12 protein-coding genes and 1 tRNA gene are annotated in these 12,442 nt (G+C 74.0%); 8 read left to right on the forward strand and 5 right to left on the reverse strand.

Annotated features, from left to right (window positions below; translation table 11 throughout):
* Positions 1-3 precede the first annotated feature (3 nt).
* From ACFY7C_RS27890 to ACFY7C_RS27905, 4 genes are all read left to right on the forward strand, one after another.
* A complete protein-coding gene (locus ACFY7C_RS27890) occupies positions 4-1,206 on the forward strand; it encodes a DNA polymerase III subunit delta' (RefSeq protein ID WP_389655440.1) in 1,203 nt (400 codons plus the stop codon).
* 90 nt (positions 1,207-1,296) lie between these two features.
* Positions 1,297-2,844, forward strand: coding sequence for an alpha/beta hydrolase (locus ACFY7C_RS27895; RefSeq protein ID WP_389655442.1), 1,548 nt, complete (start codon positions 1,297-1,299; stop codon positions 2,842-2,844).
* Between the two features lie 96 nt (positions 2,845-2,940).
* Positions 2,941-3,014 (forward strand) — tRNA-Thr (locus ACFY7C_RS27900).
* A gap of 75 nt (positions 3,015-3,089) precedes the next feature.
* Complete coding sequence (locus ACFY7C_RS27905) at positions 3,090-3,383, forward strand: hypothetical protein (RefSeq protein WP_389655444.1); 294 nt, start codon at positions 3,090-3,092, stop codon at positions 3,381-3,383.
* A 1-nt stretch (position 3,384) separates the two neighbouring features.
* On the opposite strand, the gene lepB is transcribed toward ACFY7C_RS27905, so the two are convergent.
* Positions 3,385-4,152 carry a signal peptidase I gene (gene lepB / locus ACFY7C_RS27910; RefSeq protein WP_389655446.1) on the reverse strand — a complete coding sequence of 256 codons (768 nt, stop codon included), beginning with the start codon at positions 4,150-4,152 and terminating at the stop codon, positions 3,385-3,387.
* Between the two features lie 256 nt (positions 4,153-4,408).
* Here lepB and ACFY7C_RS27915 point away from each other — a divergent pair, with 256 nt between their 5' ends.
* Positions 4,409-5,116, forward strand: a complete 708-nt coding sequence (locus ACFY7C_RS27915; RefSeq protein WP_389655448.1) for a pyridoxamine 5'-phosphate oxidase family protein — start codon at positions 4,409-4,411, stop codon at positions 5,114-5,116.
* Positions 5,117-5,240: 124 nt separating this feature from the next.
* The gene (locus tag ACFY7C_RS27920; protein ID WP_389655449.1) at positions 5,241-5,582 is read left to right on the forward strand and encodes a VOC family protein; all 342 of its coding nucleotides are present in this window, start codon (positions 5,241-5,243) and stop codon (positions 5,580-5,582) included.
* Positions 5,583-5,662: 80 nt separating this feature from the next.
* On the opposite strand, the gene ACFY7C_RS27925 is transcribed toward ACFY7C_RS27920, so the two are convergent.
* Both ACFY7C_RS27925 and ACFY7C_RS27930 read right to left on the reverse strand, forming a co-directional pair.
* Positions 5,663-6,538 carry a sigma factor-like helix-turn-helix DNA-binding protein gene (locus tag ACFY7C_RS27925; RefSeq protein WP_389655451.1) on the reverse strand — a complete coding sequence of 292 codons (876 nt, stop codon included), beginning with the start codon at positions 6,536-6,538 and terminating at the stop codon, positions 5,663-5,665.
* A complete protein-coding gene (locus tag ACFY7C_RS27930) occupies positions 6,539-6,940 on the reverse strand; it encodes a DUF6479 family protein (RefSeq protein WP_389655453.1) in 402 nt (133 codons plus the stop codon). It lies immediately after the preceding gene.
* A 273-nt stretch (positions 6,941-7,213) separates the two neighbouring features.
* Here ACFY7C_RS27930 and ACFY7C_RS27935 point away from each other — a divergent pair, with 273 nt between their 5' ends.
* Together ACFY7C_RS27935 and ACFY7C_RS27940 are read left to right on the forward strand one after the other, a co-directional pair.
* On the forward strand, positions 7,214-7,723 hold the full coding sequence (locus ACFY7C_RS27935; protein WP_389655455.1) for a SigE family RNA polymerase sigma factor: 510 nt from the start codon (positions 7,214-7,216) through the stop codon (positions 7,721-7,723).
* 90 nt (positions 7,724-7,813) lie between these two features.
* Positions 7,814-9,100, forward strand: coding sequence for a hypothetical protein (locus ACFY7C_RS27940; RefSeq protein WP_389655457.1), 1,287 nt, complete (start codon positions 7,814-7,816; stop codon positions 9,098-9,100).
* Between the two features lie 93 nt (positions 9,101-9,193).
* Here the strand turns inward: ACFY7C_RS27940 and ACFY7C_RS27945 are convergent, their stop codons facing one another.
* Together ACFY7C_RS27945 and ACFY7C_RS27950 are read right to left on the reverse strand one after the other, a co-directional pair.
* Complete coding sequence (locus ACFY7C_RS27945; RefSeq protein WP_389655459.1) at positions 9,194-10,930, reverse strand: bifunctional 3'-5' exonuclease/DNA polymerase; 1,737 nt, start codon at positions 10,928-10,930, stop codon at positions 9,194-9,196.
* An 85-nt stretch (positions 10,931-11,015) separates the two neighbouring features.
* Positions 11,016-12,278, reverse strand: a complete 1,263-nt coding sequence (locus ACFY7C_RS27950; RefSeq protein WP_389655461.1) for a LuxR C-terminal-related transcriptional regulator — start codon at positions 12,276-12,278, stop codon at positions 11,016-11,018.
* Positions 12,279-12,442 lie beyond the last annotated feature (164 nt).

Here is a 12,442-nt window from a genome sequence, read left to right on the forward strand (position 1 = left end):
GACATGGCCGTATGGGACGACCTCGTGGGGCAGCCGCGGGTCGAGGAGCAGCTGGCCGCCGCCGCGCGCGACGCCGACGCGCTCGTGACCGCGCAGGCCGCGGGCGAGCCCGCTCCCGAGGCGTCGAAGATGACGCACGCCTGGCTGTTCACCGGCCCCCCGGGGGCCGGGCGGGACACGGCGGCGCGGGCGTTCGCGGCGGCGCTGCAGTGCGTGAGCCCCGACCGGGCCCTCGGCGGCGTGCCGGGCTGCGGCTTCTGTGACGGCTGCCACACGGCCCTCGTCGGGACGCACGCCGACGTCGAGGTGATCCGCACGGACCTGCTCTCCATCGGTGTGAAGGAGACCCGCGACCTGGTCCGGCGGGCCCAGCTGTCGCCGGCCGTCGGCCGGTGGCAGGTCATCGTCCTGGAGGACGCCGACCGGCTGACCGAGGGCGCGGCGAACGTGCTCCTGAAGGCGGTGGAGGAGCCCGCTCCGCGCACCGTCTGGCTGCTGTGCGCCCCGTCCCTGGAGGACGTGCTGCCGACGATCCGTTCCCGTTGCCGGCACCTGACGCTCACCACCCCGTCCGTGGAGGCCGTCGCCGACGTGCTGATCCGCCGCGACGGCATCGAGCCGGAGGTGGCGCACGCGGCGGCCCGGGCCACCCAGGGGCACATCGACCGTGCCCGGCGGCTCGCCACCGACGAGCGGGCGCGGGCCCGCCGTTCCGTGGTGCTGAAGCTGCCGCTGCGGGTGGGGGACGTCGGCGCCGGGCTGCGGGCGGCCCAGGAACTGATCGACGCGGCGGCCGAGGACTCACGGCAGGCCGCGGAGGAGATCGACACCAAGGAGACCGAGGAGCTGAAGGCGGCGCTCGGCGCGGCCCAGGGCGGCCGGATGCCGCGGGGCACGGCCGGGGCGATGAAGGAGCTGGAGGAGCGGCAGAAGCGCCGCCGCACGCGCACCCAGCGCGACAGCCTCGACCTCGCCCTCACCGACCTCACCGGCTTCTACCGCGATGTGCTCGCCCTCCAGCTGCGCGCGACGACCCCTCTCGCCAACGAGGACGTACGCGACTCCCTGGAGCAGATCGCCCGCGACACCACCCCGGAGCGCACCCTGCGCCGGATCGAGGCCGTGCTGGCGTGCCGCGAGGCCCTCGACCGGAACGTGGCGCCGCTGCTGGCGGTGGAGGCGATGGCGATGGCCCTGCGGGACTGACTCTCTCGGCCGGCACCGCCACCGTCACGAGCCCGGTTGTCCCCAGGGGCGATTGGACACGTTCCGTACCCGTTTCGATACGCTCCGGGAATGGACTCCAGGCGCCTCCTCCGCATCTCCGCCACCGCCCTCGCGGTCGGCGGCCTCGTCCTCTCCGGCTGTACGGACGGGAGCGGCGCCGCCGCGCCCTCGCGGAGCCAGAGCCCGCCCGCCGCCTCGGGGGCGCCGTCCGCCGCCCTGGCGACGTACTACGCGCAGAAGGTGACCTGGCGGGACTGCGGTGTCGCCGACTTCCAGTGCGGCACCGTGAGGGTCCCGCTCGACTACGCCAAGCCCGGCGGCGACGAGGTCGAGCTCGCCGTGTCCCGGTCCCGGGCCACCGGCCCCGGCAAGCGGCTCGGCTCCCTCCTGGTGAACCCGGGCGGCCCCGGCGGCTCCGCGGTCGGTTACGTCCAGGGCTTCGCGGGCATCGGCTACCCGGCCCCGGTCCGGGCGCGCTACGACGTCGTGGGCGTCGACCCGCGGGGCGTGGCCCGCAGTGCGCCGGTCGAGTGCCTCACCGGCCCGCAGATGGACGCGTACACACAGGTCGACGTGACGCCGGACAGCGCCGCCGAGCGGGCCGACCTCGAGAGCTCGTTCAAGACGTTCGCGGCGGCGTGCGAGAAGCGCTCGGGCAAGGTGCTGCCGCACGTCTCCACCGTGGAGGCGGCACGTGACATGGACATCGTGCGGGCGGTGCTCGGTGACGAGAAGCTGACGTACGTGGGTGCCTCGTACGGCACCTTCCTCGGCGCGACGTACGCCGAGCTGTTCCCCGAGCGGGCCGGGCGGCTCGTCCTCGACGGGGCGATGGACCCGTCCCTGTCGGCCGAGGAGCTGAACCGGGAGCAGACCGCCGGCTTCCAGACCGCGGTCAACGCCTTCGCGGCGGACTGCGTGAAGAAGACCGACTGCCCGCTGGGCACGGAATCCGTTCCGGCGGCCCTCGCCGCCCTGCAGCGCTTCTTCCGCGAGACCGACGCCAAGCCGGTGCCGACGGACGGGAGCCGTCAGCTGGGCGAGTCCCTCGCCACGACCGGGGTGATCACGGCCATGTACGACGAGGCCGCCTGGCCCCAGCTGCGGGAGGCGCTCACCCGGGCGATGGGCGGCGAGGGGACGGCGCTGCTCGCCCTGGCCGACACCTACTACGAGCGGGAGGCGGACGGCTCGTACGCCAACCTGATGTCCGCGAACGCGGCCGTGAACTGTCTGGACCTCCCGCCCGCGTTCTCCGGCCCCGCGGCCGTCGAGAAGGCGGTGCCGTCCTTCGAGGAGGCATCTCCGGTCTTCGGCCGCAACCTCGCGTGGGCCGCCCTGAACTGCACCTACTGGCCCACTCCGGCCACCGGCCGCCCCCACCGCATCACCGCCGAGGGCGCCCCTCCGATCGTCGTCGTCGGCACCACCCGCGACCCCGCCACCCCCTACAAGTGGGCCCGCGCCCTCGCCGACCAGCTCTCCTCCGGCGTCCTCCTCACCTACGAGGGCGACGGCCACACCGCGTACGGCCGCGGCAGCGACTGCGTCGACACGGCGATCAACACCTACCTCCTCCAGGGCACCGTCCCGAAGGACGGAAAGCGCTGCTCATAGCCCTCGGACGGCCCCGTTCCGGGGGTGGTCGGAGCACCCCCGGAAACTGTGTAGACTTGGCGACGCTGCTGCACCCACCATGGGACCGCACGGCATGCCGCCTTAGCTCAGTTGGCCAGAGCAACGCACTCGTAATGCGTAGGTCTCGGGTTCGAATCCCGAAGGCGGCTCAGTCGAAAGCCAGGTCAGACCTCGTCTGACCTGGCTTTCTCTGTGCCTGGAGCAACGTCACCGGGTGGCGCGGAGTGGGCGGGGCGCTGCTGCTGTGCGCACCGCTGCTCGACGTCGTTCTGCTCGTGGCGACCGTCATGTGGGCGGACCGGAAGTTCGCGCGGCGGTTCGGCGGGGAACCGAAGCCGGAACCCGCGCCGCTGTACGGCCGCCGGGCGATCGCCGCGGCCTGGAAGTCATGGCTTCGTTCCTGCTCGCGTACACCCGTCCGGCCGGTCAGCGTGACCATCCGACCGGGCCGTGCGCCGCAGGAGCAGGAGCAGGAGGGGCGGGAGGAGCAGAGGCAGGTGGAGACGGGGAGTTGCTGAGTCACCGCGTCGGGGCGAGGCCCGGCTGCTCGAAGGTGTCCGGGACGGGGAGGGTCGCCCAGTGGCCGATCGGCCAGGCGACGACGACGGCGCGGCCCACGATGTCCGCGGTGGGGACCATGCCGCCGTGGGTGTCGTTCTGGTGGTAGCGGGAGTCGAGCGAGCTCTGGCGGTGGTCGCCCATCACCCAGAGGCTGCCGCTGGGCACCGTGACCTTGAACTGGCCGCTCGGGTCCGTGCTGCACGCGGTGTTGCCGGGGTAGACGTACGGCTCGGTGAGCGGCTTGCCGTTCACCTTCAGCGGGCCCGCGCCGGCGCACTCGACCGTGTCACCGGCCACGCCGATCACCCGCTTGATCAGGTGCTGCTCGCCGGCCGCGGGCATCAGGCCGACGAAGCTCAGGAACTTCTGCGCCACGTTGGGTTCCTGCACCGGGTTCCCCGCGAGCCAGCCGGCGGGGTCCTTGAAGACCACGACCTCGCCCCGGGCGGGTTCCGAGCCGAACCACGGGGTGAGCTTGTCGACCAGGACGCGGTCGTCCTCCTGGAGGGCGTTCTGCATCGAGCCGGAGGGGATCAGGAAGGCCTGGAGCAGGAAGGTCTTGATCAGGAAGGCCAGGCCCAGCGCGACACCCGCGAGGATCGGAAGCTCCACCCAGAACGGCCGCCGCGGCTTCGGCGGCTTCCCGGAGGTGGTGTTCGCCTCGTCGGAGGGAGCGTCGTCCGGTCCCTGCCCGTCGGATCGCGCGTCGATCACCGAGTTGCCCATGTCCCTGTCCTCTGCCCCTGGCTTCGTCGAACTCCTGCCGTGTGCATCGACCCTATGGCCCGAAGGCGCCCGGGCGGTGCCTGTCGCCGGCTCTGCCGCACGTACGAGTGACCTCCGCCGGGGGCCCGGAACGCCTCATGACGCCTCATGGAGCCTCGGGGTGTCTCGGCGGGTCGCCCGGGGCGCCTGAGCGGAAGGAGGGGTTCTTAGGATGCGTCTGCGCGCGACATACGTGCTGAGAAGGGGGAGGGACGACATGGGCGACGAGCTCGTGGTCACCGAGCGGACGCGACTGAGGCGGATGCGACACAAGGGGAGCCACCGGCGGGCGGACCTGGACGCCGTGCTCGCGGCGGGCTTCCTGTGTCACCTCGGGGTGGTCGTGGACGGGGCGCCGATGGTGGTGCCGACCGTGTACGGCGTCGAGGGGGACCGGATCTACGTGCACGGCTCGGTCGCGAGCCGCAGCCTCGTGCGGGCGCCCGACGGCGTGGTGTGCCTCAGCGTGACGCACGTCGACGCGCTGGTGCTCGCGCGGTCCGTGTTCGAGCACGGCGTGAACTACCGCAGCGCGATGATCTACGGCGTCCCGCGGATCGTGACCGATCCGGAGGAGAAGCTGCGCGGGCTGCGGGCGCTCACCGAGCAGTCCTCGCCGGGGCAGTGGGACTACGTGCGGCAGCCGAGCCGCAAGGAGCTGGCGGCGACGTCGCTCGTGGCCCTCGACCTCACCGAGGCCTCGGTGAAGATCGCGAGCGGGCCGCCGGACGACGGGGAGGGGCCGGACGCCGAACTGGGCCTCTGGGCCGGGGTCCTGCCGCTCGTCACCCGGTTCGGGCAGCCGGTCGCCGACCCGCTGCTGCCGGCCGGGATCGAGCCGCCCGCGCACATCGCGGAGCGGGCGGGGCGGGCCGTGGGGCAGCCGGAGTCGGAGGCCGGGGGCGTGGGCGAGGTGCGCGTCTAGGGACCTCGGGGACGCGGCGGTTCGCCCGGACGGAGCACGTTCGGCGCGGATCGCCGCGCTCCGGGCGGGCCGCGGGGCATGACTGGGAAGACCTCCCGTCCCTCCCTCCCCGAAGGAGCACGTCATGACCATGAACACGGTGATCTACCCGGTGAAGGACCTGGAGCGGGCCAAGGCCCTGTTCACCGCTCTGCTCGGGACCGGGCCCAGCGTGGACGCGCCGTACTACGTCGGATTCGACGTCGACGGGCAGCACTTCGGTCTCGACCCCAACGGGCACGGCAAGGGGCTGACCGGGGCCGTGGCCTACTGGGACGTGGACGACCTGCGCGGCGCGCTGCAGGCGCTCCTCGCCGCGGGGGCGGAGATCGTGCAGGACGTGCAGGACGTCGGTGGCGGCCTGCAGATCGCCACCGTGAAGGACGCGGACGGCAACATGATCGGCCTGCGGGCGACCGCCGAGTAGACCGAGGGGCTTCCGCGCTGCCTGGCTCCCCGGGCTGCCTGGCTTCCGGGCGGCGCCCTCCTGTCCTCCTGGCCGCCGTCCTAGTCCTCCTGGACCTCCCAGTCCTCCGGCGGCCGCAGGTCCAGTCGGCCGAGGTCGTCGTGGTCGGCGTCCAGCAGGTCCACGGCCGTGACCCGGCCGTCGAGGACGGTGAAGTCGAGGACCTCCTTCGGCTTCCCGTCCGGGCCCGGGCGCGCCAGGCCCGGCGCGCCGTCCACCAGGACCGGCCGGGCCCCGCTCACCGCGCCCGCGAGGGCGCGCGCCACCGCCGTCGCCCCGTGGGCGGGCACGCGAGCGGGCGCCCCGGTCCCGGTCCGCAGCACCACGTCCGGGTCGAGCAGCGCCCGCAGCGCCTCCGCGTCGCCGTCCCGAGCGGCGGCCAGGAGCGCCGTGACGACCTCCCGCTGCTGCGCCCGGTCCGGTTCCGGCATCTCCTCCGTGCCCTCCACCCGGCGCCTGGCCCGTGCGACCAGGTGCCGGGTGGCGGCGGGGGTGCGCTCCACGACCGGGGCGATCTCCTCGTACGGCACGGCGAAGGCGTCGTGCAGCACGAAGGCGAGCCGCTCCGACGGGGTCAGCGCGTCGAGGGCGGCCTCCTCCGCCTCCTCGGCCCGCGGCCGCTCCGTGACGGACCGGTACGGGTGCCGGTCACCCCGGTCACCCCGGTCACGCCGGCCGCGCCGGACCTCGCGGGCGCGCAGCCGTTCCAGGCAGACGCGGGCGACCACGTCCCGGTCGCCCGCCGTTCCGGTCAGCCGGGGCGCCGCCGCCCGCAGGGCCTCCTCCGCCTCATCGGCCTTGTTCGGCTCGTTCGCCTCATTCGGCTCGTCGTACACGCCGAGCAACCGGTACGCGACCGCCTTCAGCCGCGTCCGGTGCTCTTCGGCGCTCGTGGTGAGCACGGCGGGATCGCTCATTCAGTCGCCGTGGCCGGGGCCGCCGCTGCCGAAGCCGCCGCTGGAGATGCCGCCCCACTTGCGCTTCTCCTCGCTCGGCGGGTCGGGGGAGGTCTCGGTGCCCGAGGTGCCGCCGTCCTTCAGCTGGTACGGCATGAGCCGGTGCTCGCCGTCGGTCTGGGGCATCTCCGCGGGCCGGCGGTACTCCGAGACCTCGCCGGGCAGCTGGTCGGTGTCGGGCCGGTGCGGCTGGGACTCGGGGTCGGGTGGGGGAAGTTCCTTGTTCTTGATCCTGATCCCGAGCGCGAAGGCACCGATGAGGACGGCCACCACGACCAGACCGCCGACGACCTGGGCAAGCCCGGACTGCCAGACACCGGCCGCCGTGGTGACCTGAGCGGAATCCACAAGGAAAGTGTTCATACTCCAGGATTACCCCGTTTCCGACCGTTTGTTCCTGTGGGCCGCCGCCGATCGGGGCCCGCGCCACCGGACCGGGGAAAATCCCGGGCCGAGGGGGAGCCGAACGGAGCCGAAGAAACCGAAGCGAGCCGAAGAAGCCTCACGGAGCCGAAGAGGCCGAAGGGGTCTGAAACATTTCGCGCGGGCCGTCGCGTCAGTGAGGTGTAAGCGCGCCGCACGCCAGGGGAGCGAAGCGACGCGAGCGAACGGGTGACAGCGACGGAGGGAAGGGACATGAGAACGTCCCGCGTGGACGAGTTCCTGGAGTTCGCCTCCGCCCGATCGGGGCACCTGTTCCGCTCGGCATGCCTGTTGACCAGCGGTGACACCCATCTCGCCGAGGACCTGGTGCAGGAGACGCTCGGCCGGATGTACGCCCTGTGGGGCCGCGTGGCCCGCATCGGCAACCCGGCCGCCTACGCCCAGACCGTGCTCGTACGGACCTTCCTCAGCCACCAGAGGCGCCGCTCGGCCACCGAGCGCCCCCTCGGCGAGCTGCCGGACCGGCTCCCCGAGACCGGCGACGACCCGGCCCTGCGCATCGCCCTGCTCGACGCCCTCGCCGGGCTCGCGCCCAAGGACCGGGCGGTCGTGGTGCTGCGGTACTGGGAGGACCGCAGCGTCGAGCAGACCGCCGACGTGCTGCACGTCAGCTCCGCGGCCGTCCGCACCCGGTCGGTGCGTGCCCTGGCGAAGCTGCGGGAGCGGCTCGGCGGCAGCATCACCGAGTTCGCCGCCCGCTGACGGGTCCGCCCCCTGCCGTCCCGGCACCCACCCCTGATCTTTCTTTCCCGACTTTCTTTCCCGACGTGACGACCGGAGACGTGATCCGCCATGCCTCAGCACGAAGAGCACGACCCGTCCGACGGACGATTCGAGGAGGAGCTGGGCGCCGTTCTGCGCCGCACCGGAGAAGGTTTCGAGACCGACGACCGCCGCGAGCTCGTCACCGGCGGCCTCGCCCGGGGGCGCCGCCGGGTCCGGCGCCGTCGCTTCGCCGCCGTCGGCGGCGCCCTCGCCCTCGCCGCGATCGGTGTCGGCGGGGTGTACGGCGGCTCCCTGCTCGGCGCCGACGGCGGGGTCGAGCACGTGTCCGTCGCGGGCCCGAAGCCGGTTCCCGGCAAGAGCGGCCGCCAGACGGCCGCGCTCATGGTCGCCGACATCGCCGCCGTCCTGAAGGCCAACACACCGGCCGGGACCTGGCAGATCGACAACGCCGAGGGCACGGGCGAGTCCGTCACCGCCGTCTACGACGACGGCAAGGGCAAGGCCGCCGTCTCCGTCGGCCTCTCCCGCGCGGGCGGGACCGGCGAGGCGAGCCTGGCGCAGGTGACCTGCCCGGACAAGGTGTTCGTCCCGTACGACGACTGCAGCAGCGTGCGGGTGGCCGGCGGCGGGCGGCTCATGGTCTTCCAGGGGTACGAGTACCCGGACAAGCGGGTCGAGACCAAGAGCTGGCGGGCCGTGCTGCTCACCGGGGACGGCTTCCTCATCGACGCGAGCGAGTGGAACGCGGCGAGCCAGAAGGACTCCCCGATCAGCCGGGACACCCCGCCCTTCGACCCGGCGCAGCTCAAGGCCCTGGTCACGGCGGACGGCTGGCGTCCGCTGCTGCAGCGGCTCCCGCAGCCCGTGCCGCCGAAGGGGAAGCCCAAGGGCTCCCGCGTCACCCCGCCGCCCGAGCCGAACGCCGCCGACATCCAGGCCACCCTCCGCTCACTGCTGCCCAAGGGGCAGGACCTGAAGGTCGTCGACAAGGGCGGCGGCGGCGAATACGCCTACCTCGTCGTCGACGACGGCAAGGGCCGCAGCTTCGTCCAGATCAACGTGCAGCACGGCATGGGCGACGTCCGCGGCGATCTCTTCAGCGGCGGCGACGTCGAGACCACGGCCGACAACACGCTGGTGAAGCTGTCGAAGCGGCCCGGCGAGAAGGGCGGCGAGGGCGTCGTCTGGTGGACCGCCGACACGCTGGCCGCGGACGGCTTCCGCGTCGTCGTCTCCGCCTTCAACACCGGCGCGCAGCACGAGGCGGCCACCCGCGCCGAACCGGCGCTCACCACCGAGCAGCTGAAGACGATCGCGCTCAGCCCGAAGTGGCGTGCGCTGCCCACGAGGTAGTCACGCCCCGTGAACGGCGGTCCGGACCCCGGCGGGGGCCCGGGCCGCTCCCGTAACCCGCCCTCCGGCTCCTCCTTCGCGTCCGAGCAGCGCTCATTTCGCGTCCGAGTAGCGCTCCACCGTCGCCGTCGTGAAGGGGAACCTCACCGGCGTCTCCCCGAACACGATCCGCCCGGCCTCGTCGCCCGCCGCGCGGATCGCCTCCGCGACCGCCTCGGCCTCCTCGGCGGGGCAGTGCACGATCACCTCGTCGTGCTGGAAGAAGACCAGCTCGGCCCGCATGCCGGCGGTGGCGCGGCGCAGCGAGGCGAGCATCAGCAGGGCCCAGTCGGCGGCGCTGCCCTGGACGACGAAGTTACGGGTGAAGCGGCCCCGGGCACGGGCGTCGGTCGACGCGTACCCCGGCACGTACTCCGCGCCGTCCTGCGCGGAACCCTCCAGGCCGCCGGAGCGGCCGGAGCCGTCCCCCGGCGCCGGGCCGGGGCCCTGCGGGATGCCCGCCTCCCCGTCCTCGTCCGCGCCCGCCGCCCGTGGGCTGGTCCGGCCGAGCCAGGTGCGGACGAGCCGGCCCTCCTCACCGGCCCTGGCCGCGTCGTCCACGTACGCCACCGCGCGCGGGAAGCGGCGGCGCAGCGCGGCCAGGTTCTTCAGGCCGTCGCCGCTGGTCTGCCCGTAGATCGCGCCGAGCAGCGCGAGCTTGGCGTGTGCGCGGTCGCCCGAGAACGCCCGGTCGGACAGACGGGTGTAGAGGTCGTCGGGGTGTCCGGCGACCTCCATCAGGCCCGGGTCGCGGGAGATCGCGGCCAGCACCCGGGGCTCCATCTGGTCGGCGTCGGCGACGACCAGCCGCCAGCCCTCGTCGGCGACCACGGCCTGTCGTATGACCTTGGGGATCTGCAGCGCCCCGCCGCCGTTGGTGGTCCAGCGGCCGCTCACCGTGCCGCCGGGCAGATACTCGGGACGGAAGCGGCCGTCCCGCACCCAGTCCTGGAGCCAGGACCAGCCGTGCGCGGTCCAGATCCGGTACAGCTGCTTGTACGCCACGAGGGGCGCGACCGCCGGGTGGTCGATCTCCTCCAGCTCCCAGCGCCGGGTGGACCGCACCCGGATCCCGGCCTGCGCGAAGGCCCTCACCACGTCGGCGGGCAGATCGGGCCGCACCCGGCGGCCGAACGCCGCGGACACCTCGTCCGCCAGCTCCGCGAGGCGGCGCGGCTCGCCCCCGCCCGCGTACCGCTCGCCCAGCAGCCCGTGCAGCACCTCCCGGTGCACGTCGGCCCGCCAGGGCACGCCGGCCCGGTGCATCTCGGCCGCGACCAGCATCCCGGCCGACTCGGCGGCGGTCAGCAGCCGCATCCGGCCCGGGTGCTCGGCGCGGTCGTGCCGTCGCTGCTGCTCCTCGTACACCTGCAGGAGCGCGTCGAAGGGCAGTGGCGCGGCGGCGGAGGCCGGCTCGAAGAGGGAGTCCTGCGCCTTCGGCTCGGCGGCCCTGAGGGGCGGGTCGGGCGGCACCGGCCCGTTCCGCAGCCGTGCCCAGGCCGCGGCGGCCGAGCGGGGCTCGCCGAGACGCCCCTCGTGGCCGAGGAGCAGCTGCTCGGCCGCCTCCACGTCGTAGCACCGCTCGATCCGCACCCCCGCGGCGAGCAGCCGCGGATACACCTCGGCGGTGGACCGCCACACCCACCGGGTGACGTCCGGCCGCGCCCGCACGGCCGCCACCAGATCCGGCTCCCGCCGCACCTCCCCGACGGGCCGCCCGTCGCCCCCGAGGGCGACGAGCAGCGCCCCGTCCCCCTCCGGCTCGGGCGCGAGAGCCCACCTTTCGTTCACGGGTGCGAGTCTGGCACCCGCCACTGACAACGCCGCCGCGACGCGTCTCGCGCGCCGGGGGAGGACGGGGCGCAGTGGGCGCGGGCTAGGCCGCCCGGTGGAACAGCGCCGCCGCCTCGCCGCGCGAGCCGACGCCGAGCTTGTCGAGGATGTTCGCGACGTGGAACTTCACCGTGGACTCGCTGATGTGCAGCTCCTGCGCGATCTGCCGGTTGCGGTGGCCGAGGGCCAGGTGGGTCAGGACCTCCAGCTCGCGTTCGCCGAGCTCGCTCAGGGGGTCCATCGCGGAGGCCGGCGGGTCCGGCGTGGAGAGGGGAACGGTCGCGGTGAGGGTGGTGCCCCAGCCCGGGACGGCGTCCATGTCCAGGCGGCCGCCCAGCACCTCCAGGCGGTCGGTGATGCTGCCCGCGCCCAGCGGGCAGGCGTCGAGGAGCCCGGGGCCGTCGTCCCGCACCGTCGCGCGCAGTTCGTTCTCGGTCAGCGTCCAGCCCACGTGCACCCGGGACACCGCCTCCTGTTCCAGGATCACCAGGAGCAGCGCCCGGACGATCGCGCGGGCGCCGTGGGCCACGTCGGCGGGGAGGGTGCGGGTGGCGTCCGGGCCTTCCGGAGGACCGAGTTCGAGCCGTACGGGACTGTGCCGCAGCATCGGGCGCAGCGCGTCCGCGAGCCGGGCGAAGGCCTCGAAGGCGGGCTCCTCGGCGACCGAGCGGTCCCGCTCGGACTCCGCCCGCAGCTCGATCAGGGCCGACACGGCCAGGTCGGTGGCGGTCGCGCGGGCCGCGGAGTCGTCCAGGGCGCGGCTGCGCAGCACCCCGAGCACGCCGGAGAGCGCGGCGGCGTGCGCGGTGGTCAACTCGGCGGTGACCCGCGCCCGGGTGTCGGCCGCCGCCCGCGAGCGGGCCAGCGCACCGGGCACCGCCTCGCTCGAGAACCGGTCGAGGTGGCCGGTGACCAGGTCCCACAGGGCCTGCGCCACGGCGAGGCCCGCCTCGTCGGCCGGCCCGGCGCCGTCCTCCCGTACGAGGACCAGGACCGAGCCGCGGGGCGTGGCGTCGCTCCGTACCGCGATCACCTCGCGCTCGGCACCACCGACCGAGGCGCGCCCCTGCCACGGCCGGCCCGGGCTGCCGGCGGCGAGCAGCGGGGTGAGCTCGGCGGCGGTGAAGGGCAGGTCGGTGGCGGTCCGCTTGAACGGCGAGTGCGCGCAGTGGGTGGAGAGCTCCGCCGCGGCCAGGTGCGGGATCAGCGGGGACAGGACCTCGGAGAGACGGGGAAGGATCTCGCCGAGCGGCTGCCGGATGATGTCGTGGGCCGCCAACAGGGCCCCGATCGGCGTCAGTTCCATGGGTGTCAGGGTACGGCTGTCCTTTCGGCCAGGTGGGACTGTCCGTTCGACTGGCCGGTACGGGGTGGTGCGGGGCCGAAGCTTGATCCATCGCAGGAACGTGATCCATCGCAAGGACTGGATTCATCGCAAGGACTCGATCCATCCCGATGAATCAAGGGATC

This window comes from Streptomyces sp. NPDC012769 (genome assembly GCF_042901205.1).
GTDB lineage: Bacteria > Actinomycetota > Actinomycetes > Streptomycetales > Streptomycetaceae > Streptomyces.

What these genes read in the sequence shown, in the direction of transcription:
- ACFY7C_RS27890 (WP_389655440.1), top strand. Translation starts at nt 4, where the DNA reads ATGGCCGTATGGGACGACCTCGTGGGGCAGCCGCGGGTCGAGGAGCAG.
- ACFY7C_RS27895 (WP_389655442.1), top strand. Translation starts at nt 1,297, where the DNA reads ATGGACTCCAGGCGCCTCCTCCGCATCTCCGCCACCGCCCTCGCGGTC.
- lepB (WP_389655446.1), bottom strand. Translation starts at nt 4,152, where the DNA reads ATGGGCAACTCGGTGATCGACGCGCGATCCGACGGGCAGGGACCGGAC.
- ACFY7C_RS27915 (WP_389655448.1), top strand. Translation starts at nt 4,409, where the DNA reads ATGGGCGACGAGCTCGTGGTCACCGAGCGGACGCGACTGAGGCGGATG.
- ACFY7C_RS27920 (WP_389655449.1), top strand. Translation starts at nt 5,241, where the DNA reads ATGACCATGAACACGGTGATCTACCCGGTGAAGGACCTGGAGCGGGCC.
- ACFY7C_RS27925 (WP_389655451.1), bottom strand. Translation starts at nt 6,538, where the DNA reads ATGAGCGATCCCGCCGTGCTCACCACGAGCGCCGAAGAGCACCGGACG.
- ACFY7C_RS27930 (WP_389655453.1), bottom strand. Translation starts at nt 6,940, where the DNA reads ATGAACACTTTCCTTGTGGATTCCGCTCAGGTCACCACGGCGGCCGGT.
- ACFY7C_RS27935 (WP_389655455.1), top strand. Translation starts at nt 7,214, where the DNA reads ATGAGAACGTCCCGCGTGGACGAGTTCCTGGAGTTCGCCTCCGCCCGA.
- ACFY7C_RS27940 (WP_389655457.1), top strand. Translation starts at nt 7,814, where the DNA reads ATGCCTCAGCACGAAGAGCACGACCCGTCCGACGGACGATTCGAGGAG.
- ACFY7C_RS27950 (WP_389655461.1), bottom strand. Translation starts at nt 12,278, where the DNA reads ATGGAACTGACGCCGATCGGGGCCCTGTTGGCGGCCCACGACATCATC.